Annotated in this window: 23 protein-coding genes; 10 read left to right on the forward strand and 13 right to left on the reverse strand. The window is 52.1% G+C overall.

Features of this window, described 5'->3' with window-relative positions; translation table 11 throughout:
* Window positions 1-55: 55 nt before the first annotated feature.
* The gene (locus EHSB41UT_RS02390) at window positions 56-928 is read right to left on the reverse strand and encodes a prepilin peptidase (protein WP_207626541.1); all 873 of its coding nucleotides are present in this window, start codon (window positions 926-928) and stop codon (window positions 56-58) included.
* Window positions 929-1,240: 312 nt separating this feature from the next.
* On the opposite strand from EHSB41UT_RS02390, the gene ald reads away from it, so the two are divergent.
* From ald to EHSB41UT_RS02405, 3 genes are all read left to right on the forward strand, one after another.
* On the forward strand, window positions 1,241-2,362 hold the full coding sequence (gene ald / locus EHSB41UT_RS02395; protein WP_087106508.1) for an alanine dehydrogenase: 1,122 nt from the start codon (window positions 1,241-1,243) through the stop codon (window positions 2,360-2,362).
* Window positions 2,363-2,804: 442 nt separating this feature from the next.
* Window positions 2,805-4,211, forward strand: a complete 1,407-nt coding sequence (locus EHSB41UT_RS02400) for a hypothetical protein (RefSeq protein WP_087106510.1) — start codon at window positions 2,805-2,807, stop codon at window positions 4,209-4,211.
* Between the two features lie 120 nt (window positions 4,212-4,331).
* The gene (locus tag EHSB41UT_RS02405) at window positions 4,332-5,552 is read left to right on the forward strand and encodes a M24 family metallopeptidase (protein ID WP_087106512.1); all 1,221 of its coding nucleotides are present in this window, start codon (window positions 4,332-4,334) and stop codon (window positions 5,550-5,552) included.
* Window positions 5,553-5,649: 97 nt separating this feature from the next.
* Here the strand turns inward: EHSB41UT_RS02405 and EHSB41UT_RS02410 are convergent, their stop codons facing one another.
* From EHSB41UT_RS02410 to napF, 10 genes are all read right to left on the reverse strand, one after another.
* Complete coding sequence (locus EHSB41UT_RS02410) at window positions 5,650-6,660, reverse strand: hypothetical protein (protein ID WP_133060364.1); 1,011 nt, start codon at window positions 6,658-6,660, stop codon at window positions 5,650-5,652.
* An 86-nt stretch (window positions 6,661-6,746) separates the two neighbouring features.
* Window positions 6,747-7,451 (reverse strand): hypothetical protein, encoded by a 705-nt coding sequence (locus EHSB41UT_RS02420; protein WP_133060365.1) that lies wholly within the window; start codon window positions 7,449-7,451, stop codon window positions 6,747-6,749.
* Between the two features lie 194 nt (window positions 7,452-7,645).
* On the reverse strand, window positions 7,646-7,774 hold the full coding sequence (locus tag EHSB41UT_RS24315; protein WP_106408267.1) for a TIGR02808 family protein: 129 nt from the start codon (window positions 7,772-7,774) through the stop codon (window positions 7,646-7,648).
* Window positions 7,775-7,788: 14 nt separating this feature from the next.
* Window positions 7,789-8,382, reverse strand: coding sequence for a NapC/NirT family cytochrome c (locus tag EHSB41UT_RS02425; protein WP_087106520.1), 594 nt, complete (start codon window positions 8,380-8,382; stop codon window positions 7,789-7,791).
* A gap of 36 nt (window positions 8,383-8,418) precedes the next feature.
* Window positions 8,419-8,892, reverse strand: coding sequence for a nitrate reductase cytochrome c-type subunit (locus tag EHSB41UT_RS02430; RefSeq protein ID WP_207626542.1), 474 nt, complete (start codon window positions 8,890-8,892; stop codon window positions 8,419-8,421).
* A complete protein-coding gene (napH, locus tag EHSB41UT_RS02435; RefSeq protein WP_087106521.1) occupies window positions 8,889-9,842 on the reverse strand; it encodes a quinol dehydrogenase ferredoxin subunit NapH in 954 nt (317 codons plus the stop codon). Before napH ends, EHSB41UT_RS02430 begins: the two co-directional genes overlap by 4 nt.
* Window positions 9,839-10,600 (reverse strand): ferredoxin-type protein NapG, encoded by a 762-nt coding sequence (gene napG, locus EHSB41UT_RS02440; protein WP_087106523.1) that lies wholly within the window; start codon window positions 10,598-10,600, stop codon window positions 9,839-9,841. Before napG ends, napH begins: the two co-directional genes overlap by 4 nt.
* A gap of 65 nt (window positions 10,601-10,665) precedes the next feature.
* On the reverse strand, window positions 10,666-13,215 hold the full coding sequence (napA, locus tag EHSB41UT_RS02445) for a nitrate reductase catalytic subunit NapA (RefSeq protein ID WP_087106525.1): 2,550 nt from the start codon (window positions 13,213-13,215) through the stop codon (window positions 10,666-10,668).
* Window positions 13,212-13,490, reverse strand: a complete 279-nt coding sequence (locus EHSB41UT_RS02450) for a chaperone NapD (RefSeq protein ID WP_087106527.1) — start codon at window positions 13,488-13,490, stop codon at window positions 13,212-13,214. The genes napA and EHSB41UT_RS02450 overlap by 4 nt, the downstream gene beginning before the upstream one ends.
* Window positions 13,477-14,010, reverse strand: a complete 534-nt coding sequence (gene napF, locus EHSB41UT_RS02455; RefSeq protein WP_087106528.1) for a ferredoxin-type protein NapF — start codon at window positions 14,008-14,010, stop codon at window positions 13,477-13,479. The genes EHSB41UT_RS02450 and napF overlap by 14 nt, the downstream gene beginning before the upstream one ends.
* Window positions 14,011-14,279: 269 nt before the next feature.
* On the opposite strand from napF, the gene EHSB41UT_RS02460 reads away from it, so the two are divergent.
* Window positions 14,280-16,124, forward strand: a complete 1,845-nt coding sequence (locus EHSB41UT_RS02460; RefSeq protein WP_087106530.1) for a histidine kinase — start codon at window positions 14,280-14,282, stop codon at window positions 16,122-16,124.
* A complete protein-coding gene (narL, locus tag EHSB41UT_RS02465) occupies window positions 16,121-16,774 on the forward strand; it encodes a two-component system response regulator NarL (RefSeq protein ID WP_087106532.1) in 654 nt (217 codons plus the stop codon). Before EHSB41UT_RS02460 ends, narL begins: the two co-directional genes overlap by 4 nt.
* Window positions 16,775-17,250: 476 nt before the next feature.
* On the opposite strand, the gene EHSB41UT_RS02475 is transcribed toward narL, so the two are convergent.
* The gene (locus EHSB41UT_RS02475; protein WP_278248134.1) at window positions 17,251-18,945 is read right to left on the reverse strand and encodes an aspartate:alanine antiporter; all 1,695 of its coding nucleotides are present in this window, start codon (window positions 18,943-18,945) and stop codon (window positions 17,251-17,253) included.
* A gap of 204 nt (window positions 18,946-19,149) precedes the next feature.
* Here EHSB41UT_RS02475 and EHSB41UT_RS02480 point away from each other — a divergent pair, with 204 nt between their 5' ends.
* Complete coding sequence (locus EHSB41UT_RS02480) at window positions 19,150-19,509, forward strand: NirD/YgiW/YdeI family stress tolerance protein (RefSeq protein WP_087106536.1); 360 nt, start codon at window positions 19,150-19,152, stop codon at window positions 19,507-19,509.
* A 29-nt stretch (window positions 19,510-19,538) separates the two neighbouring features.
* Here the strand turns inward: EHSB41UT_RS02480 and EHSB41UT_RS02485 are convergent, their stop codons facing one another.
* A complete protein-coding gene (locus EHSB41UT_RS02485) occupies window positions 19,539-19,865 on the reverse strand; it encodes a PepSY domain-containing protein (protein ID WP_087106538.1) in 327 nt (108 codons plus the stop codon).
* A gap of 45 nt (window positions 19,866-19,910) precedes the next feature.
* On the opposite strand from EHSB41UT_RS02485, the gene EHSB41UT_RS02490 reads away from it, so the two are divergent.
* The 4 genes from EHSB41UT_RS02490 (at window position 19,911) to EHSB41UT_RS02505 (ending at window position 23,592) form a co-directional block, all read left to right on the forward strand.
* On the forward strand, window positions 19,911-20,237 hold the full coding sequence (locus EHSB41UT_RS02490; protein ID WP_087106540.1) for a PepSY domain-containing protein: 327 nt from the start codon (window positions 19,911-19,913) through the stop codon (window positions 20,235-20,237).
* On the forward strand, window positions 20,234-20,887 hold the full coding sequence (locus tag EHSB41UT_RS02495) for a response regulator transcription factor (protein ID WP_087106541.1): 654 nt from the start codon (window positions 20,234-20,236) through the stop codon (window positions 20,885-20,887). The genes EHSB41UT_RS02490 and EHSB41UT_RS02495 overlap by 4 nt, the downstream gene beginning before the upstream one ends.
* Before the next feature lie 19 nt (window positions 20,888-20,906).
* Complete coding sequence (locus tag EHSB41UT_RS02500) at window positions 20,907-22,208, forward strand: ATP-binding protein (protein WP_087106543.1); 1,302 nt, start codon at window positions 20,907-20,909, stop codon at window positions 22,206-22,208.
* Between the two features lie 103 nt (window positions 22,209-22,311).
* A complete protein-coding gene (locus EHSB41UT_RS02505) occupies window positions 22,312-23,592 on the forward strand; it encodes an NAD(P)/FAD-dependent oxidoreductase (RefSeq protein ID WP_087106545.1) in 1,281 nt (426 codons plus the stop codon).
* The last annotated feature ends 25 nt before the right edge of the window (window positions 23,593-23,617 follow it).

Consider the following 23,617-nt stretch of genomic DNA (forward strand, 5'->3'; position numbering starts at 1 on the left):
AGTCATGAAGAGGGCAGCTTTTACGCTGCCCTTTGTGTGTGGTGCCAGTGAGCTTTTAAAACGAGCCCAGATACGTCTTGAGAATGGCATCACCCCAGAACATCGCGATCAGTCCTGCAGCTGCCAGATAAGGGCCAAATGGGATTGGAATATTGCGATCACGGCCACGAATCACAATCATGGCGATACCGACAAAGGCACCAACAAACGACGAGAGTAGAATAATTAGTGGGAGATACTGCCAGCCCATCCAGGCGCCGAGTGCCGCCAGCAGTTTAAAGTCACCGTAACCCATTCCTTCCTTGCCTGTTACCAGCTTGAACAGCCAGTACACCGACCAGAGCGTAAGATAACCGGCCACCGCGCCGTAAACAGCCTCTTCCAACGTAGTAAACATGCCTGTGGTATTTGCCAGCAGGCCCAGCCAGAGCAGTGGAAGAGTGAGAGAGTCCGGTAACAATTGATGGTCGATATCAATCATCGACATGGACAGAAGCAGCCAGCACAGGACTATCACCATAAATGATGTCATACCCGGCCCGTAGATAACCGCACACATCAGAGCCAGAAGGCCGGAAACCAGTTCGATAATAGGGTAACGGGCAGAAATCGGTGTCTGACAGCCGCTGCATTTACCACGCAAAAACAGATAGCTGATAACAGGAATATTTTCCCAGGGCTTGATCTTGTGCTGGCACTTTGGGCAGGTCGAGGCTGGCACAATCAGGTTATAACGCTCCTGAGGGGCTGGTTCCTGATCCTGCTCACCGGACAAAGCCAGCTGACACTCCTGCTTAAATTCCCGCTCCATCATTATTGGCAGACGATGGATAACCACATTCAAAAAGCTGCCGACCAGCAGGCCAAGCACCAGTGCAGTCCCGTTCCAATACACGGGATCACTGAGAAAAATTATTGCGTCGGTCACAGACCCGTCCCTCTGTTAGCGTTATATCCGCTTTTACTGTTTTGGTGATTATAGGGAGTTGCTGCAGCCATTCACAGGCACGAAATCGCTCCTATGTGATGCACCAGGCTTATCGAAAGAGAATAGGCAGGGTGTTTTTTAACTGCGACTGAGCAAAAAATAACCCATCAGATAATTTTCCTGTTGGCCCCCTGTTTTCATTTGGGTTGCTCGAGGGAATCTCTGTTAATCAATAAAAAACAGAATCATTCACTGCCTGTCATGTCATAAACTGGGTATAAATACTTATTACGAAGAGCGGGGAAGAGAATAATGCTGGTAGGCGTACCTAAGGAAATCAAAAATCACGAATACCGTGTAGGTCTGACACCAACCTCCGTACAGGAGCTGGTCAGCAACGGTCACAGCGTTATTATTGAAACCAATGCCGGTGCCTCTATCGGCTTTATGAACGAAGATTACACCGCTGCCGGCGCAGAGATTGTGAACACGGCTGAAGAGATCTTCGCCCGTGCTGACATGGTTGTTAAGGTCAAAGAGCCTCAGGAAGTTGAGCGCAAGCAGCTGCGTCCTGAACAGACGCTGTTCACCTACCTGCACCTGGCTCCGGATGTTCCGCAGACCAATGATCTGATTGCTTCCGGCGCAACCTGCATCGCCTATGAAACCGTAACCGACAGCTTTGGTCGTCTGCCTCTGCTGGCTCCGATGTCTGAAGTAGCTGGTCGTATGTCTATCCAGGCCGGTGCACACTGTCTGGAAAAAGCCCGCGGTGGCCGTGGTGTTCTGCTGGGTGGTGTTCCCGGTGTTGAGCCAGGCAAGGTTGTTGTGATCGGTGGTGGTGTTGTTGGTGCTAACGCAGCTGCTATGGCTGTTGGCATGGGTGCTGATGTTGTGGTTCTGGACCGCTCTGTTGATGTACTGCGTCGTCTGGATGCCCAGTATGGCAACCGTATCAAGACTGTCTTCTCCACCAAAGCTGCTATCGAGCAGTATGTGACCGAAGCGGATCTGGTGATCGGTGGTGTTCTGATTCCTGGCGCAGCCGCTCCTAAGCTGATTACCCGTGAGCTGGTCAGCAAGATGAAGCCGGGCTCCGTGATTGTGGACGTAGCCATCGATCAGGGCGGCTGTGCAGAAACTGCCCACGCTACCACTCACGCTGATCCGGTTTATGTTGTGGATGATGTTGTGCACTACTGTGTTGCCAACATGCCAGGCGCTGTGGCCCGTACCTCCACCATGGCCCTGAACAACGCAACGCTGCCATTTGTGCTTGAATTAGCTAATAAGGGCACGCGTAAGGCACTGGAAGAAAACGCTCACCTGCTCAACGGCCTCAATGTCTGCAAGGGTATTATCACCTGCGAAAGCGTAGCCGAAGCCCAAGGCCTTGAGTACCGCAGCCCGGCAGATATGCTGAAAGAGATCTAAACCTCTTTCATATAGGGGCTGTTCACAATTAAACATGCGACTCAGTGGAACTGAAAACCACCAATCGTTAGAAGAGCTTGTGAAAATCGTAGTTGACCTACATTAAACAAGCTCGACGCAGCGAGTGGCGGTTTTCAGCTCCACCCGAAGGGCATTCCCAAGAGTCTCCATGGCTGCGTTGCAGCTTTTTGAAAGGCAGCAAGCCTTCCTGCAAAGCTGTGCCTAACCATGAAAACTCTTGGGAATGCTGAGTTCGATGTTTAATTGTGAACAGCCCCTAGCTTCAGAAGTCCCTCGTACTTTTCAACGCCATCCGGTTCCTCGCATCGGGTGGCGTTTTTTTATGGGCTTTGGTCAGTGAAACTGACAGCTTTGACTGCCCTGTCAGCGCCTGCTGACTGTCTAATCGGCTTTGAATCGTTCAGCAGTGAGGATTTAGGCAGTGGAAAGGCATCTTGCAGCACAGGGAACACCGATCGCGTCGCCGACGCATACTATTCAACAGACCATCAAAACAGAACCAGAAGACACTTATGGTGATTCCGGCACACCTGTCGCCTCGACAGCTCTGCACCGGGTCAGTCATCACCGTCCGGATTATGCTTCTTGCCGTAAAACAGTGAACACTGTTCTGCGTACAACAGGGTTTAATTCCAGCGTGGTGGGTACCCATCTCGACGATCGTTCCGTCGCTATTTATCAGCAGCTGGAAACACTGATTCTGGAGAATAAGAAAAAGGCTGCAGAGGGTAAACAAGAAGAGGTGGAGGAACTGATTCAACAAGAGAGTCCCGAAACACTGGAAGCTCTTGGTCGGTATGCCATGGAAATAGAGGCAAAGCAGGCTGATCCAAGACTGGCAGCCTGTCTGGATTATATGGTGGCTCACTCTCTGGCGAATACCACGACTGGTGATATGTCTGATGTACAGTTTGACTGGCGTCAGATTAAGGTCGCTACTCCTGATGCAGAGATCGGCTCTCAGCCTAGACGAATGCGCGCACGTGCCGCAGATAAACGAAAGAATCGGAATGAGGGCGAGGGCTCCAAAAAGGGCCATCTGCAAGCGCTGCGAGCGGAGAAAAAACGCCGCAAAAGTACGAGTAGCAGCTGTTCGGAAGGTGGTAGCCGAAGAAAGGCCCGATCTCCCCGGCGGATAACTGAGATACCATTCTGCGACCAGTATGTTCCTGCCTCAAAGAGCGTTGAAGTCTTTGCCAAACAGTTCCATCTTAATAAATTGCTGAACGCCAGAGACCATACATTGGATGTACGTAGGGCCAATATTTCAGTGGATGATTGGGAAAAGATTGTGCAATTTGCCGACCGGCTGGTGAATAAGCTGGGTGGTAAGCTGTTTATGAGCAGTAAGACCTCGCATATCCGTCAGCTTATTCTCCGCGATCATAGTGAGTTGGTGAAATGGCTTGATAATCTGCAAAAGCGGTATGACGACTCTCCTGAGAGTAAGCCGGTACAGCTACTTCAACTCTGGTTGGACTGGACCGTGGCTCTGGCCTTCGATAACGCCGAGCGCGGCAGTGAGAATCTCTATAGACCAACCTTTAACTGGCGCACCCTGTCCCGACAATTAAAGAGGGAGATTGAACTGGCAGAGCTGAATGCCGATGGCACGCGTTACTATGCTTATACCAAAGATGAGCTGATCAAACGCATTTACAATCTGGAGCGTGAGCTGATGGAAAAGGACCAGGCGCTGGAAAAGTCAGAAGCTCGAAGCCGTAAGCGTAAAGCTCGGGCAGAACTTTACGCAGAAACGCTTCTGGAAGTTCGTGGCTCTGTCGTGAGAAAGATCGGTCGTGCGATTCCTGAAGAGGATGACAGTTAACTCTTCCCTGTTGCAAAAATACGACAAAGGCTGCTGATTTCCTGTTGGCAGCCTCACGGCGTTCGGGGTATTTTTACTGGCAACAACGATTATTAAAACCAGCCAGTAAAAGGTAGCCGAATGACCATAGGTGTTGGGGGCAAGACGCCGGCAGAAGCATTAAGTCTGCTGTCTGATATGACCGGTGATCTTCAGGATATTCCCCTGAGTGAATTCCATACACGTATTCACAAAGCCCAGGCCTTGATGAAGGAGCAGGGGCTTGATGCTATATACCTGAATGCGGGAACCAATCTTTATTACTTTACCGGCACCCGCTGGCGCGCCAGCGAACGTATGGTAGGTGCGGTTCTGCCTGTCGAAGGCGAGCTGGTTTATATCGTCCCTCACTTTGAACTGGATACCTTCAAGCAGCACAGTCTGATTGAAGCACCGCTGCTGACCTGGCAGGAGCACGAAGACCCATATCATCTCACTGCTCAGTGGCTGCAGGAGCAGTTTGGTGAAAGCGGTAAGCTGGGCATTGATGAATCCACTCAATTCTTTGTCTCGGATGGTCTTCGTCAATCTCTGAGTGATAGCTGGCAGCTGACCAGCGCCACACCGGTGACAGCAGAATGCCGTGGCCGCAAATCTCCGAATGAACTGGCACTGATGCAGCGGGCCATGGATATGACTCTGGAAGTACACAAGGCCACTGCCAGCATTCTTTACGAAGGCATCTCTGTGGCTGAGGTGACGGCCTTTATTGATGAGGCTCACCGCAAGGTCGGAGCTCCGGCGGGTTCCTATTTTTGCATCGTTCTGTTCGGCCCAGATAGCGCCTTCCCCCATGGTGTGAAAACCCCCAAGAATTTGGAAGCAGGCGATGTGGTACTGATTGATACCGGCTGTCAGGTGAAGGAATACCTTTCCGATATTACCCGCACCTATGTATTCGGTGAGCCGACGGAGCGTCAGCGGGCCATGTGGCAGGTGGAAAAGAATGCCCAGGCGGCCGCGTTTGCAGCTGCCAAACCTGGCGTTCCCGGCGGTGAGGTGGATGTTGCTGCCCGTGCTTATCTGGCCAGCCAGGGCATGGGGCCAGATTATGAAACACCGGGATGCCCGCACCGTACCGGCCATGGCATTGGTCTGGATATCCATGAGTGGCCCTATCTGGTGCGGTCAAATACTAAGCCTCTGGCTACCGGCATGTGCTTCTCCAATGAGCCAATGCTGGTGTTACCGGGTGAGTTCGGCATTCGTCTGGAAGATCACTTCTATATGACAGACGAGGGTCCACGCTGGTTTACCGAACCTTCTTTATCGATCGATGATCCGTTCGCCCTGAAGGCTTGATATAAGAGCGTTTGATGGCAGAACGAAAATGCCCCACCACGATGAACTGTCGTAGTGGGGCATTTGTTTAGGTGGGACGGAGTAAGGAGATAGATGCTTATTGAAGCTGTGACATACGCTGCTGAATATCGGACAGATCAAGCATGACGGTTCGGCGGAAAAACAGCACATCCCTATAGAGTGAATGAGTGGCAGCGCCTTCCAGTTTGCTGAACGGCCTGGCCAGCTTCCCGGTATCAGAACTCTCACCCTGCAGCTGGAACCTTGGCAGCACCTCTGCCATCGCATCCATGACCTCATCTCTGTTATTACCGGACAATACGAAAAAGATGCCTTCCACCTGAGTTTCTTTACCAAGATGTGCCAGTTCATCACGCCAGTAGGTCTTCTCGCTGTCGGGGTTAATGAGAACAGCAAGATTGGTATCAGCCGGTGCTACAAGATCACCGGTTGGAGCCATCTCAACAGCTACACTGGCGCGATTGTTCTGCTCGCTGTCGCTGCCTCCGGTCAAACCACCCTCAAACCGATTAAGTAATGTCAGTGCCGTATCTGTCTTGTGGCGACGTGCGATAGACAGGGTAAAACGTGAGGGTTTGAACAGCTGGCTCAGAACCGGCTCTTCATGGCCATCGCTACGAGTTCGGATAAGGATGTGCTCAAAGCTTGGAAGTTCGTGGCTCTCGAAGGCCGCTTTCATCATGTCTTTAAGGCTGGCCTGCACGAGCGGTTCCTGGCTTAACAGGTTCTCGAACAGGGTATCCAGCCTGTCTCTTGAGCATGTGGGGGATTTGATCCATGTCTCTTTGATTTCATTCAGCAGGTCGCTTTCGGTCTCGATGCTGGCGCACTGGTCGATCGGCTCCTCAATGAAACAGTCGGGAGCATCACCGCGCAAGCGCTTCAGCACTGATGGGTATGTTCTGTCAGTAGAGGAATTGGACAGGGTGATAGTTAATATGCGGAAGCTACACTCACTGTCTGCATCTGCTGCAATGGTATGGCTACTCATCAAGAATGTGATTGCAAAAAAGACTGCGCTCAGGGTTTTAGGGAAGGTCATATCGGTGTCACCATTGGAGGAACGAAAGACCTTTAGACAGAGCATTGGGAATCTGTTGGTAACGAGAGTGTTGGCAGGGCTGACGATAAAATAAAAGCGCCTGTCGAGTGACAGACGCTTTCGAGGAAAGATCAGGTTTTAAGGATATTCAGAAACTGCATCGTTTGTTGGGGAGCGATTCCCAGCAGGCCGCAGAGATTATGAGTCTCTTCAACGGTCTTGTGGTAGACCCTGCCGACAATATGCTCTGTCATCAACACCGAAAGACACTGTTTCAGTTTTTCCTTTTCCTGCGGAGTCTGTTGGCTCATTGCAGAACGGGTGCAGAGTTCACCTGCAAGCCTTGCCGCAAGGTCACCTCTGAGAGCCGGGCTCATCACGGGAATCTGCCTGTCTCCACCCGCACCGGGGGCTGTCGCTGAAACAAATTGAACTGCACCTGTTGGTATAGTGTCGTTAATACCTTTGTTGCGGCGTAACATGGCTTCCGTCATATCCCGGTCAGCTTTGATATAGCGCTTCTTTAACGATGCCAGTCTCAGCTTGACGTTGGTTTCCCAGGTCATGGCCTTGGCGTGCTTGAGAGCTACTTTTGCAGGATGCTTTTTGAGTTTGCGGAAGAAAAAGCAGAAACGATCGAATCTGGTCACCCGATACTTTTTCATCAGCTTGCTCTTTTTCGCCAGAGCTTCCTGCTCCGTCATAAGCTTTGGGGTATCGACGACAGCGTGAAAGATTTTGCCAAAAATCCTGATGTACGCATGATCGTTCTTTCCATCTGTATGGAAGGCGAGATTACCAAACTGGTTTCCTTCAACTTTCATTGGTGCTGTCATAACGAGACCTCCGTGTCCCTGGTGTTTTGTTTGTGAAAACCAAGCTACAGGAGGTATGAGCCTGTCAGGAATCAGGCTTAGGTCGGATGGTGTTTTGGCAGGCTAAAACCTTGGTAGGAAAAAGTCGCTTAATAAAAACACGGGACTTAACCAGAGGTTAACTCCCGTGTTTTTATTGGAACTGAGACTTTCGGTTAATGGGTCTGTTTGCCCTTGATCAGCTCGACCAGAAAGCAGCCAACTGCGGCAGTGGTCAGGAAGCCAAACAGCAGGATAGCCGGAGTGGCGGAATAACCCAGAAACAGCCAGATAAACTCACTCATAATAATCTCCTTTATCAGCCTTCCCAGTCCGCGACACCGCTCATATCAGGCAGCTCGTGAGCAATACCCTTGTGGCAGTCGATACAGGTGTCGCCGTTCTTCTGGGCCTGGTAGTGGATATCCATGGCGCGATTGGACTGCATGGAATAATCCATAAACTCGAAGTTGTGGCAGTTACGGCATTCCTGGGAGTCGTTTTCCTTCATGCGGGCCCATTCCCGGCTGGCCATTTCCAGGCGGTGGTCGAGGAACTTCTCACGGGTATCGATGGTGCCGGCGATCTTGCCCCAGAGCTCCTTGCTGGCCTGAATCTTACGCACCATCTTTGGTCCCCATTCCTGAGGCACGTGACAGTCAGAACATTCCGCTCTTACACCGGAGGCGTTGCTGTAATGAACGGTGGTCTTGTATTCCTCGTAAACGTTGTCCCGCATCTCGTGGCAGCCAATGCAGAACTCTTCGGTATTGGTCATTTCCAGACCGGTATGCAGGCCGCCCCAGAAAATAATGCCGGCGCCGAAGCCAAACAGGAGGATTAACCCGAACGCCACGGAGACCGGACGCTTCAGCATCTTCCAGTAACGTTTTACAAAAAATTCCTTAGCCATAATGTTTCCCCTTGAATTTATGTCTGCCCATGGCCATCACTTCAGGGACTCAACAGGCTTGAACTTGTTCTCAATCAACGGCTTGGTATCAGCCTGAGGAACATGGCATTGCAAACAGAAGTAGCGATTTGGGGCAACATCAGCCAGCTGGTTGCCATCGCGATCCTTAAAGTGGGTGATGCTGATGCGTGTCGCTTTCCACTTCTTGGCATTTTTCCAGCTGTGGCAGGTCAGACACTTGTTCACGTTCTTGTCGACCTGGTAGCCACGGATATCGTGCGGGATCAGCGGTGGCTGCTCGACAAAGTCACGATCGAAAGTAACGTCGGTATCCACCATTTTCTTCATGGGCTCAGCCGGCGCATCTGTGGTCAGATCACTGTTGTTGCGTATTGAACTTTCACCGGCAGGAGCAGCTGTGGCCTGAAAACTGACCATGCTCATGCAAACAGCAAGGGTTGCCAGAAGGCCTTTCAGGCCGACGCGAAAATCAGAGTTACGTGTTCTCATGGTGTTTCACTCACTTGGTCAGTGATTGTTTGCTGGCCCGCCTGTGTTCGGCATTGGCTGTCCGTAGAGTCGGGCTTATTAATCTGGAACGAAAAAACCTGTTGCGAGCAGACATCAATACAGCGTCCGCAGCGTGTGCAGTCCTGGGTGTTGAGCAGAGGGCCGTCGCCTTTGGCCGGCTTCAAAGCCGCTGGCAGAATTTGAGGCTCGGGGCAGATGGCATAGCAATCCATACAGTCATCGCACTTCTCCCGTTGAACGGCGGAAACAGTCAGCGGGCTGACCTTGCCGATCAGACCGTAGAAGGCACCAAGCGGACAGATATGACCGCACCAGCCTTTCTGGCTGACCAGCAGGTCAAACAGAAAGATGGCGACAATCAGCATCCAGCCACTGCCCATACCGAACAGCAGGCCCCGATAAACCATCGCTACCGGGTTCACCAGTTCCCATACCAGCACACCGGTCACCAGAGGCAGCACCAGTACCAGCCCCAGCACCCAGTAGCGGGCATTGCGGGGCAGACGATGACTGTTGCGTATCTCCAGTTTGCGGCGCAGGTAGGCGGCAAGGTCGGTAATTGGATTCACCGGACAGACCCAGCTGCAGAACGCCCGACCACCAACCAGCCAGTACAGGCCAGCAACGATCAGGGCACCAACGACAGCGGTCAGCTCAAGGGCATGCAGAGCTGTCAGGGTTTGCAGCGCCAGCAGTGGGTCGGTCATTGGCACCGTGCCAAGGATGCGACTGGACGACAGATTCCCTTCAATCAGCTTGACGCTGATCAGCGGAGTGATCAGGAACAGAGTCAGTACGGTCAGCTGTGACAGACGACGAAGAATCAGGAATCGGTGGGCAGCCCACCAACCCAGAGTCTCTGTTGCTTCTTTGCCGGGATTGCGTTCAGTGCGTTTATTTTTAGGAGCGTTGCTTTTCAGAGTACTCATAACGTCACTCCTTCCGGCAGACGGTCAGGAAGATCGAGGATATCCGGGGTAAAGGATTTACCGGCTTTCGCCGCTTCTTCCCAGCCCAGACGGTAGTGCTCGCCTAATTGCCCCAGTGCCAGATCCCGCGGGAAGATCTTGATCGCTGCTTCCTCCAGCACACAGGCTTCCTCACACTTGCCACAACCAGTGCAGACATCCGGATTGATCACCGGCTCGAAAGCCGTATGGACACCGGTACGCTCATTGCGGGTGCGCTTCAGGGTGATTGCCTCATCAATCAACGGGCAGATCCGATAACACACTTCGCAGCGCAGCCCCTGCAGGCTGAGGCAGTTGGTTCGATCAACCAAAGCCGCCAGCCCCATGCGGGAGTCATTGATATCGGTCAGCGCAGGATCAAGGGCACCACTTGGGCAGGCCAACACGCAGGGAATGTCTTCACACAGTTCGCAGGGAATCTCCCGGGCGGTGAAGTAAGGCGTGCCGGAGGCAATCAGATCCTCCGGTGTTGCCAGCTTCAGGGTGTCCCAGGGGCAGTCACGCACACACAGTCCACAGCGCAGGCAGGATGCCAGAAACTCTTCTTCCGGCAGCGCACCCGGCGGACGAAGAGCAAGAGCATCATGAGCTTTGGACTTCTCAGCAACATACGTCAGCCCCAGCCCCAAAAGGCCGGTTGCACAGGCGGCCTGAGCGGTATCGGTCAGGAACCTCCGTCGTGCCAACGATTTTACTTTGTCGTCTTGTTTACTCATGCCATCGCCCTTCTTATGCCACAGCGTCCTGTTTACATCTGCTCTTGCCAGTGGGGAGATTGCCGTCAGGCAATCTCAACCTTCACCGCGGTTTTCTTAAAGTCTGTTTCTTTGGAAAGCGGATCGGTCGCATCCAGAACCAGTTTGTTGACCAGCTGGCCGGCATCGAAGAAAGGCATAAACACCAGCCCCTTCGGTACACGGTTACGGCCCCGGGTTTCCAGACGGGTAGTGACTGAGCCCTGACGGGAGGTAACCTTCACTTCCATGCCGCGGCGCATGCCTCGGGCCTTGGCATCGTCCGGGTGCATAAACAGCACGGCATCCGGGAAGGAGCGATAGAGCTCGGCTACGCGGCGGGTCATGGAACCGGTATGCCAGTGTTCCAGAACACGGCCGGTGGACATCCACAGGTCATACTCTTTATCCGGCATTTCGTGTGGTGGCTCGTAAGGCAGTGCGAAGATCCAGGCCTTCTTGTCCGGCTTGCCGTAGAAGCTCACTTCCTCGCCGGCTTTCACGTATGGGTCATAACCTTCACGGTAACGCCACAGGGTTTCCTTGCCATCGACAACCGGCCAGCGCAGTCCACGACTCTGGTGGTACATATCGAACGGTGCCAGATCGTGAGCCTTGCCGCGGCCAAAGACAGCGTACTCTTCAAACAGACCTTTCTGGACATAGAAACCGAAGTGGTCGTTTTCATTGTTCATACGGCCGGCGCATTCTTCTTTCGGGAACTTGTCGACCTGGCCGTTGGCGTAGAGCACATCAAAGAGTGTCTTGCCTTTGTACTCAGGCGCTTTGGCCAGCAGTTCATCGGACCAGACTTCTTCCACTTTGAAGCGCTTGGAGAACTCCATCATCTGCCAGACATCAGAGCGGGCCTGACCGTGTGGCTCAACCTGTTGATGCCAGAACTGGGTACGACGCTCGGCGTTACCGTAGGCACCTTCCTTCTCAACCCACATGGCAGTTGGCAGAATCAGGTCGGCGGCTTGCGCAGAAACAGTTGGGTAAGGGTCGGAGACAACAATAAAGTTGTCCGGATTACGCCAACCAGGCAATAGCTCGTTGTTGACGTTAGGCCCGGCCTGCATATTGTTGGTACACAGGGTCCAGTAGCAGTTCAGCTTGCTGTCTTTCAGCATCCGACTCTGCAGTACGGCGTGGAAACCGACCTTGCCCGGAATAGTGCCTTCCGGCAGTTTCCAGACTTTTTCTGCGAAATCACGATGCTTCTTGTTAGCGACAACCATATCGGCTGGCAGGCGGTGGGCAAAGGTGCCCACTTCACGGGCGGTACCACAGGCAGATGGCTGGCCGGTCAGGGAGAACGGGCCATTACCCGGTTCGGAAATCTTGCCGGTGAGCAGGTGGATGTTATAGATGATGTTGTTCATCCATACGCCACGGGTGTGCTGGTTTACGCCCATGGTCCACAGGGACATCACCTTGCGTTTAGGGTCGGCATAGAGTTTGGCCAGCTCTTCCAGATTCTTGACCGGTACGCCGGAAATCTCGGAGGCCTTCTCAACGGTGTACTCGCTGACGAACTTGGCAAATGCGTCAAAGTCGATCTCTTTGGAACCACCGTTGCCTGCGTTAGCGGCAGCCTGTTCACGGGGGTCTTCAGGACGCAGACCGTAGCCGATATCTGTTACACCCATACGGAAGTGGGTATGTTTCTTGATAAAGTCTTTGTTGATGGCGTCGTTCTGGATCAGGTAATTACACACGTAGTTACCAATCGCCAGATCGGACTGTGGAGCAAAGACGATTGGGTTATCAGCCAGCTCGAAAGAGCGGTGTTTGAAGGTAGAGAGTACGGCAACTTTTACATGGTCGTACGACAGGGCGCGGTCAGTAATACGGGACCAGAGCACTGGGTGCATCTCGGCCATATTGGCACCCCAGAGAACAAACGCATCGGCATGCTCAAAGTCGTTGTAACAGCCCATCGGCTCATCCATACCGAATGTGCGCATAAAGCCTACAACCGCAGACGCCATACAGTGACGGGCGTTAGGGTCGATATGGTTGGAGCGGAAGCCGGCCTTCATCAGCTTGGATGCGGCATAACCTTCCCAGACAGTCCACTGACCAGAACCGAACATACCGACGGGCGGCATGGCTTCGCTGTTACGAACCGGCGCGATAGCGGCTTTCCACTTCTCGGCCATGATGTCGAAGGCCTGATCCCAGGAGATTGGCTGGAACTCACCTTCTTTGTCGTAGACGCCATCTGTCATCCGCAGCAGCGGCTGGTTCAGGCGATCCTCGCCGTACATGATCTTGCCAAGGAAGTAACCCTTGATGCAGTTCAGGCCTTTATTGACCGGTGCTTCCGGGTCACCTTGAGTCGCAACCACGCGACCATTCTGTGTGCCGACCAGAACAGAGCAGCCGGTACCGCAGAAGCGGCAAGGCGCTTTGTCCCAGTGAATCTCAGTCTCTTTACTGCTGGTAATCAGGTTGGTGGCGGAGGCTGGCAGGGAAACACCTGCGGCAGCGGCAGTTGCGGCAGCGGCGCTGGTCTTGATGAAATCCCTGCGGCTCTGGGGGACGAGGCGGGATAGTGTATCCCCAACCTTATTTTTCAGAGAGCGTGTCATGCGTCACTCCAGTCTTCAGTGTGCGAATAGACCAGCGCAGTAGACAACACCCCGTCCACCAGGCTGATTTGAGTAATTGTGTCGACCATGATTTTCTGGCCCGGCAGTTCTTCGATGGTGACGACCATCTTGCCTTCCGGTGATGCCCCGTGAACCTCGACGCCCGGAATCATCTCCAGCTGAGGTTTGACGGTATCGACCATTCCCGGTGTGGCCATGACGACCAGGCCGGTCACAGAAAGCTCTTGCGGAAGGGGCTTATCAGCAGCTTCCATGGTTTTGTGTTCCCGAATCATGAGTCTGTTGTTCGTTGTTCATGGTTATTGAGCGGCTTGGGCAATCTGCAACACAGGCGCCACAGCCTGTGCATGCCTCCGTATCCAGAGTCGGCTGGGCAATGCCGCCGGGCATCAGGCGAAAGGTGATGGCTTCCAGATCGCAGCGTTCGGCGCAGGTACGGCAATGAATACCGTTTCGTGCCAGACAGCTGTCTTTTATTGCCGCTTTGATACGCCAGGGTTGGCTGTCCGGGCTGTAGAGCAGGGCTTCATGCTGGCAGGCTTCGACACATTGCTGGCAGAAGGTGCACTCACCACGATTGAAGTCTGCTTCCGGGTAACCACCGTCCCCACGTTTTAACAGCCCGGTTTCACAAGCTTTAACGCAATCATCACAACGCTGGCAGAGGCTAAAAAAAGTCTGCTCCGCAACACTCCAGGGAGGGCGGATAGCATGACTGTTTCCGGTTTGAGCCCGGAAGAAGCGTCTGCGTGAGAGATTGACTGCCTGTTCCATGATCCCGTTATTTATTGATTGGCTTGTGGTTTTTGGCTGCTTTTGAGCTCATGTTAAACGGGCAAAAAATCAAAAAAAGATGCTGAAATGACTGTTTAAAGGAGGGGGTAGGTACGAACTACCACTTTAGTGGTAAGTGTTTTTTTAAGGGCGGGCTGTATCATGGTATTCCGGGTGTTTTTGAGTGTGTTGTAGCGCTTATCCAGCTCTTTGGTGGTAAGGCCATAAATCGAAGCAAATATTGATTAAGGTCAACTGTAAAAAAGACAATGACTATCCATTCCCGACTTCGTCTGATGATTCTTTCTATCACTGCGCTGGCCGCTACAGTGATTGGAATCTCTTTGACGTTTATTGAGCAATCGGAAACCGATGCAGCCGCCATTAATGTTGCCGGTTCACTACGCATGCAGACTTGGCGTATTGCAGAGCATGTAGTGGTTGCGGAGTTAGTGACAGAAGAGATTCTTGCCCCGCTGGTCGATGTGTATGACTTGAGTATTCATCGTCCCTCCCTGACTCTGCTCAATCAGCGAGGTGGCAAAATTCAAGAGCAGTATCAGGATGTGGTTTTCCAGTGGGAGCAAGTGATGCGCCCTCGGCTGGTGCATCGGAATTTTGCCGGTTATGTCGAAGATGTCCCTGCTTTCGTAGATAAAATTGACCGCATGGTGTTCAGCCTGCAGCAGGATAATGAAGAAAAATTAAATGTGTTGTTCACTGCCATGCTGGTGGCGTTGGGATTACTTCTGTTTATCTCCATACTGATTTTCTGGGATGTGCGTAGAAATATCCTGACCCCGGTGCGTTTGTTGATGCAGGCCTCACGTGATGTACGAAAGGGAACGTTTGATATTCATATCCCTTACCGGGGTAATAATGAGCTGGGTCATTTATCCGGTGCATTTACCAAAATGGCCTCTGATCTCAAGCTTTATTATCAGCAGCTGGAAGAGAAAGTTGCTGAACAGACCAAGGCATTAACCCAATCGAATGCCGCTCTTGAATTGTTGTATGAAAGTTCGGAAATGCTGGCCAGTAACCCTTTCAATCAAGAGGTGCTAAAAGCCTACCTGGGACGCTGGCAGAAACTGTTAAATCTTCAGGAGTGTTATGTCTGTTTGACCACTCAGCAGGATATGGACTGGCTGGAGCGTATAGCCGCACCGGGAAGCCTGATGATGACCTGCGCTGACGGACACTGTTCAAGCTGTTTGAGCTGTGGGGATAAGCTCTCTGCGGGTGGTGATAGTCTGGCTTCAATTCAGTTTGTGATCAAAGGCAGTGGCGGCAGCATGGAATATGGGTTCCTGCGGGCTACTCCGGCACGGGATCAGCTACTCACGGAAGAAGAGCGACAATGGATACAGCTGTTTGTGGATGTGATCGGCAAGGCGCTTGGTCAGTATCGCAAGCGGGAGCTGGACCGGCGTATCCTTTTGATGGAAGAGAGAACGGTGATTGCCCGGGAGCTGCATGATTCTCTTGCACAGTCGTTGTCGTATCAAAAAATACAGCTGGCACGTATTCAACGACTGACTCAGCAGGGGGAGGACCCGGAGAAGGTTAAGGTTATTGTTGAGGATCTGCAGGAGGCTGTGGCTTCAGCCTACAAGCACCTCAGGGAGTTGCTGGTCACCTTCCGCCTGAGTATGGGCGATGGAACCCTGCGGGAGAATATTGAACGAACCCTGGAAGGCTTTTCCAAACAAAGTAAATCTCTCACCTTCGATCTTGATTACCGTATCCGCTTTTTGCCTCTCGATGCTCATCAGGAAGTTCATATTCTGCAAATTATTCGGGAAGCGTTGAACAATGTCGTTCAGCACTCTCAGGCGACCCGTTCTACGGTTCGCTGTTATCAGGAGGATCATGAAATTGTCGTCTCGGTCACGGATAATGGCTGTGGTTTGAGTGAGTCTCCTGAGAAAGCCGGGCACTATGGACTCTCAATCATGTCCGAGAGGGCAAACAGTCTGGGCGGACATATGTCATATGTCAGCACGGCGGCAGGTGGAGTCAGGGTAGAATTACGCTTTCCTGTTGCCGAAACAGAAGAACAAGATATGAACAACGATATAAATAAAAAGCATGATGCGGAGGTCAGTCAGTGACTGCATCTGTGCTGTTGATTGATGATCATCCCCTGTTGCGGAAAGGACTTCGGCAGCTAATCAGCGACTATCCGGATCTGGAAGTGATCGGTGAAGCCGGTAATGGCAAGTCCGGGCTGGAACTGGCAGAGTCTCTCAAGCCGGATCTGATTTTGCTCGATCTCAATATGAAAGGGATGGACGGGCTGGATACTTTGCGGGCCATGCGCAATCACGGGATTGCCAGTCGGATCGTTATGTTGACGGTGTCTGATCACAAGGATGATGTTGCCGCACTGTTTAAAGCCGGGGCAGATGGTTATCTGCTTAAGGATATGGAACCGGATGACATGATTGAATGCATTCGGAATGCGGCTTCAGGCAAGATTGTTGTCGATGATCGTCTGGCATCGGTGTTGGCTAGTGTACTGCGCCCTGAGCGTGAAGAGAGCAGTTTGCTGGATGCTCTGACCAGTCGGCAGCACGACATTCTGATGCTGATTGCCGATGGTCTGTCTAACAAAATGATTGCCCGGGAACTGGATGTGACCGAAGCGACGGTCAAGGTTCACGTTAAGCATCTGCTCAAGAAGCTGAATATGAAGTCCCGGGTTGAGGCCGCAGTCTGGGTTGTGAACCAGAATCGCAGAATCTCCGATCGGGTCGTCTAAAGCTTCAACTTATCTTAGCGGCTGTCTGTCTGATAAAAGTGAGACTATAAAGAAGACCGCAGCCATTCCGCCCATGCCGCTTCAGGCATAAATCCTACGTTGGCGGGAGCTTTCTGTGTGAGTAAAACAGCGGTTGGAGCACAGGATATACAGGATTCTGTGCTGGAAGAATAAGCGGAAACTGCAACCGTGCCGGCAATAATCATGCAACCCTGAATAAGGCTGGTAAGAGCAGAACCTGACAGAAACGACTGTTTGTAAAACATGGCGATCAATGGCATGAGACGAGAGGAGTCTGGGCGGGAATCTAATACTCTTTGATCAGCAAAATGTTGATGGGCGTCAGTCTGGTTGTGTTTGTAAGGGATCTTTACAGAATGAGATTTGATGCAGGGTTTTACAGTAATAATGGAAAAGGCGCTGAATGAATTTATATCATCAGCGCCTTTTCTTTGATCGAGGTTGAACGGTAAGTTCTAGAACACCCCGACGATGATCGAGCCGGCAAAAGTGAACAACACATTGGCCAGTGCATAAGTGCCCACATAACCCAGAGACGGAATATTGCTGTTGGACAGATCGTTAACGGTTTCCATGGCCGGAGCGCAGGTACGGGCGCCGGTAATGGCTCCCAGAAGAAGGGCCGGGTTCATTTTCAGTACAAAGCGACCAAAGACATAACTCAGAACTACGGGGACGGTACCAACCAGCAGGCCGGAGAAAATCATCACCGGACCAATGGCGGAGAGGTGGGAGAAAATACCCTGACCCGCTTTGAGACCGATGCCTACCATAAAGACCTGTAGACCCATATCTTTCAGTAACCGCAAAGCAGCATCAGGAATATGGCCGATGGTTGGGTGCATGGCTCGCACATAACCCATCATAATGCCTGAAATCAGCAGGCCGGTGGCATTACCAATCAGGTACTGGAATGTGTTGATCTGGAAAGCGATCTTGCCGATAAACAGACCCAAGATAAGGAAGGCGGAAAACGCCACCAGATCAGTGACCTTACTGTGAATACTGATAAAACCAAAGCGGTTGGCTTCATCGGAAACCCGTCGTTTTTCCCCACTGACCCGCAGCACATCTCCTTTGTTCAGGATGATATCCCGATCCACCGGCATCTCGATCTGAGAGCGGGTGATTCGGTTAAGGAAGATTCCTTTTTCCGTCAGGTTCAGCTCAGTCAGGTGCTTGCCGACGTAGTGATCGTTCTTGAGTACGATATCTTCTGTGACCAGCTGAAGATCCAGCAAATCGCGGTCAAAGACTTCGCTGCCTTCCCGGAACAGAGGATCCAGCATGGCATGGCTGTCGGGATAACCGATCAGGGCGATCTCATCACCTTCCTGCAGTACGGCATCGCCGGTTGGTACAGCCAGGATGCCTCGGCGGCGGATCTTGCCGATGTAGCAGCCGGTTCGGCGATAGATACCAATTTCCCTAAGATTCTGTTCCTCAAACGCTTCAACCAGCTCTTTACTGACTCGATAGGCGCGGGTGATCGGAAGGTATACCTTTTGGTTTTCACTGTCGTCTATACCGCGTTCACGGGCAATGGTCTTGGCCTCATCAACAAGATCGACTCTGGCAATAGACGGCAGATAACGAACAACCACCATCAGGCCGATCAGACCGAACAGGTAAGTCAGGGCGTAACCTACCCCAAGGTTATCCTGCATGGTTGAGAGCTGGGCGCTGTCACCGGCAAACAGGTTGCGAAGGGCTTCTTGGGCGCCAACCAGTGCGGGGGTGGACGTGAGGGAACCGGCCAGAAGGCCAGCGGTCAGGCCTTTATCGAAACCAAAGATACGGGAGAGGAGTACGGAAAGCAGAACCGCACAGGCAGTCAGAAAGAGGGATAACGCTACGTAATATTTACCATCGCGGAGAAAGGCACTGAAGAAGTGTGGACCTGCTTCAATGCCGACACAGAAAATAAACAGCATAAAGCCGATACTTTCTATGCCTCCCGGCAGCGTGAACCCCATCTCGCCAAAAAACAAAGCCGTAATCAAAACCCCGATGGTGGCTCCGGGTTTAAATGAGCCGATGGAGAGCTTTCCGATAAGAAGACCGATTCCCAGTATCAGGAATATCAGCATTTCCGGACTTTGTTTAAGTAGTGACAAGAGATTAATGGTCACAGCAGCGGGCCGAGGCATGGGGAAATTGGGCGCGCATAATAGGCCTGCTTTGAGAACATAACTATTGGTTAGATCAATAGTTCTGCATTCAGTGAGATTATTTTTCTGTGCGAGTTATTTATTGGAAAAATGAACGGAAGATGAACAACAGCTTAAGGGTTTGTTCAGGGAGGGTTTGTTTCAATAGCCCCATCGAAACGAACAACCCCGAGAGTTTTCACCATGCGTAATATGATTCTGGCTTTTGTTGCTGCTGCCGTTCTGACTCCATCTCTGGTTCTGGCCAATCCGGGTACTTACCAGGGGCCGGTTGAAATCACCGCTCTTAAAGACCTGCAGGGCTTTACCCTCAGCGATCAGGATGTGGTTGTGGAAGGTCATATTGTTCGCCAGATCAATCACGACACCTTTATGTTCAGTGATGGCACGGGTGAGATGATGATTGAGCTGGACGACGATATCCGCCTGCCGGCAGAAGGCCTGAACGAAAACGTTCGTGTTCGCCTGTTTGGTGAGTATGACGCAGGTATGGATAAGGAAATCGAAGTGGAGCAGCTGCAGGTTCTCAGCACCAACAGCTGATTCAGAGAAGAGGGGCCTTGCGCCCCTTTTCAGTCTCTCTCGACTTTCAGTATCTTGCCGTTGTTGGCATCCAGCTCAATATCAACTTTCTTCCCTCTTTGATTACGGGCATCGACTTCGTACTGCTGTCGTGAATCGTTGAACTCAATGCTGCGAATATCATGAAAGCCCTGATCCTGAAGTATCCGAACTACCTGGTGCAGATCAATTGGTTGTTGTGCTTCAGGCTGTTGAATATCTGCTGCCTGAAGAGGCAGGCTGAACAGGGTAGAAAGGGTTATACCGATAGCAGCAGCTCTTTTCAGAGACTTAATCCGGGAATACACTTCGCCAACCTCATCGTGACCCAATCCCATCGTGAACGATCGGGCAGTTTACGTTTCCAGCGGCTGTTCTGACAAATGAAACAACTCCTTCTTGCTTTACTGATTTTCTGTCTGCCTTTGGCGGCGCAGGCCCGTGACTATGACCTTGATAGCCATAAGGCGCGCGAGGCTGTGGATAAAGGGGATGCCGTAAGCTATGACGTTCTGGAAAGCAGCATACGACAGCGTTTTTACGGGCGGATTATCCGGGTTGAGATGGAAAAGGATGATGGTATCTGGATCTATGAACTACGTCTGTTACAGGACGATGGCCGGGTTGTGGAGATGGAGTTGAATGCCCGTACGTTGCAGGTTCTTGAGATCGAAGGGCGCAGTTTGGAAACCGTCGTTAAAGCATTATGAAGATTCTGGTTGTAGAAGATGAACCGGCTTTGGCTGGTCAGATTGTTGAGGCTATTGAACAGGCCGGCTGGGTGGCCGAACTGGCTGTTGATGGTCTGGATGGTTTGTATCGGGCCACCGAGGAAAGCTTTGATGCCATGGTGCTGGATCTGGGACTCCCCAAGCTGGATGGATTAAGTGTTCTGCATGCCCTGCGAAATCAGGAGCATAGCTGGCCGGTGATTATCCTGAGTGCCCGTAGCGCCTTGGGCGATCGCATCGATGGCTTGAATGCCGGAGCCGATGATTACCTGTGCAAGCCTTTTCAGATGGCTGAACTTATTGCTCGGCTGCGGGCGCAGTTGCGCAGAGGAACCGGGCAGTCGTCGCCAGTCTTAACAGCGGGTGGTCTTATGCTGGATACCCGAACCTCCGCCGTTTATTGGCATGGCGATCCAGTTAAACTGACTGCGCTGGAGTTCAAGGTGCTGTCTTATCTGCTACATAACCGTGGCAAGCTGGTCTCCCGTACCGAGCTGATCGAGCATATCTACCGGCAGGACTTTGACCGGGATTCCAACACTATTGAGGTGTTTATTCGCCGCATTCGTACCAAGATTGATGGCGATATTATTACCACGGTACGCGGCATGGGGTATCGGCTTGATTAACCCGTTGCCCAAGACTGGAATGCGTCGTCTTTCTCTGCATCGGCGATTATTGGGCAGTGCGTTGTTGTGGGTCAGTCTGGTTCTGATCTTTGCCGCTTTCTATATTCCTGCCGAGATTCAATCGTTTCTTTATCAGCAGCTTTATAATCAGAGTGAACTCTATCTGGATGAGCTGAGTGCCTATGTTGAGGTGAACAATGAGGGGCAGGTGTCATTGCTGGCGCCATTGCCAGATCCTCGGTTTAACCAGCCTTATAGCGGTTATTACTGGCAGATCAGCTCGGATAACCAAACGCTGGATTCCCGTTCACTATGGGATGCCTCTGTTGAACTTGCAAATGGTCTGGGGCCGCGGGAAGAACCTCTGGCCGTAACCGCGCGAACCATACATTTCGGGAGTAGCGATCAGCCCATAAACCTGGTTGTGGCCATTGATCCTGCACCGGTTAAAGAAAGCTATCAACGTCTTACCTCTCTGGTGCTGATGGTGCTGGGAGCGATAGGTTTGGGCATGGTGTTGCTGGTCTGGCTGCAGATTCAGTGGTCTCTGAAACCGCTGAAACAATTGCGGGCGGATATGTTGCAGGTGCGTGATGGGCAGGCGGAAAGCCTGGATGGTGAGTATCCGAATGAAGTCCTGGCTCTGGTTAATGATCTGAACAAACTGCTGTTCCATTACCGGGAGCTGTTGGAAAGGGCGCGTACACATATCGGTAATCTGGCCCATGCCCTGAAAACTCCGCTTAGCGTGATTCGTAATCATGTGGAGCAGTTGCCGGCAGATGAAAAACAGGCGGTTATGCCTTCCATTGTGCAGTTGCAGGATCGTATTGATTATCACCTGTCACGGGCGCGGGTTGCGGGAACGGCGGGTATTCTTGCCGTTCACAGCAATCCTGCGGAAGTTGTCGATACGATTACCAGTGCAATGGAAAAAGCCTATTTTCATCGGGATGTGGTGCTGGTTAATGAGCTGGACAGTGAGTTGAGTGTCGCCGTGGATGCCCGTGACCTTGAAGAGATGCTTGGCAATCTGATTGAAAATGCCTTTAAGTGGGCCAGTGGCTTGATCCGGGTCTACAGCTGTCAGGAAGAAGACCAGCTGACGCTAATTATTGACGACGATGGACAAGGTATTCCTGCTGAACAGCGACAGTCCGTGCTGAACCGTGGAGCGCGTATTGATGAACTGACACCCGGCAGCGGATTGGGTTTAAGTATCGTAGTCGATGTTGTGCACAGCTATCGCGGAGCCCTGACACTGGATCAAAGTCGTTTAGGTGGGTTAAGTGCACGCCTGAGCATACCTGTTTTCGGCTAACCGTCAGCAGACACGGATAGTGATTTTGCTCAATTGTCAGATACAGATTCGAGGCAGATAATCCCTCGTCATTTTCCCTCCTTCTTTGTGTTGAGTTTTCACAATGAGCCAACCCCTCGAATACATTGACTCCTGGTATCAGGCGACCTCCCATGTTGTGCCTCAACAGCCAGAGCTGACCGAAGATATCACAGCTGATGTGTGCATCATTGGTGGTGGTATGACCGGTTTTAACGCGGCTATCGAGCTGCGTAAAAAAGGTTATGAGGTGGCTCTGCTGGAAGCCGGTCGTCTGTCCTGGGGCGCGTCCGGCCGTAATGGCGGCATGTGTCTGGTGGGTTACTGCCTGGGCCTGCACGATGTAGATGCTGAGTTTGGCCCTGAGTGGGGCAAGCAGCTGTGGGATCTCTCCTGTGAAGCGCTGGATGTCGTTCGCGAGCGGATTGCAGAATTCAACATTAACTGTGATTTCCAACCGGGCTGCATTGAAGTCGGTCTGAATAAAGATCAGATCGAGGAGCTTGAAGCTTATAAGCGCCTGATGGATGGGCACTATGCCTATACCAGTGCCGAATGGTGGGATGCCAAGAAAATTCAGGAAGTAACGACCGCTGACCGTTATCTGGGCGGCCTGTACGACACCAACAGTGCTCATATCCATCCGCTGAACTACACGCTTGGTCTGGCCAAGGCTGCGATTGATCTGGGTGTGAAGGTTTACGAACACAGCCGTGCGATCAAGGTTGTTAAGGGTTCACCAAATCAGATTCGTACTGCCAAAGGCAGCGTGAAGGCCAAACAGGTTCTGCTGGCCTGCAATGCTTATATCGATGGTCTGTTCAAGAAGGCAGAAAACAAGACTCTGCCGGTGGTTTCCTATATGGCTGTGACCGAACAGTTGGGTGATCGTCAGCCTATCTCCAATAAGATGGCGATGTCTGACCTGAACAGCAGTCTGGATTATTTCCGTCCGACTGCCGATGGCCGCATCCTGTTTGGTGGTGTGAACCATCCTCTGAATGGTGAATACAAGGACTCCATGGAACGTTGCCGCCAACGCATGGTGAAAGTCTTCCCGCAGCTAGATGATGTGAAGATGGAATATCACTGGGGTGGTCTGTTTGCGGTGACCCGTGAATACATGCCGCAGATCGAGCATCTGGGTAATGATATTTACGCCGCTCATGGTTACACCGGCCATGGTGTTTCTCTGACCAATATTGCCGGACGAGTTGTGGCCGAGGCTATGGCAGGCAATGCCGAGCGCTTTGATGTGTTCTCCCGCATCAAGCACAAGTGGATTCCTACGCCGAAGGTGCTGCGCAAGCCGGCTCTGGCCATGGCGATCTGGAAAGCCGAGCTGGAAGACGCACTGGCTTCCTGATTACCGACTATAAATCTGCCGATGG

Source organism: Parendozoicomonas haliclonae, from assembly GCF_900174585.1.
GTDB lineage: Bacteria > Pseudomonadota > Gammaproteobacteria > Pseudomonadales > Endozoicomonadaceae > Sansalvadorimonas > Sansalvadorimonas haliclonae.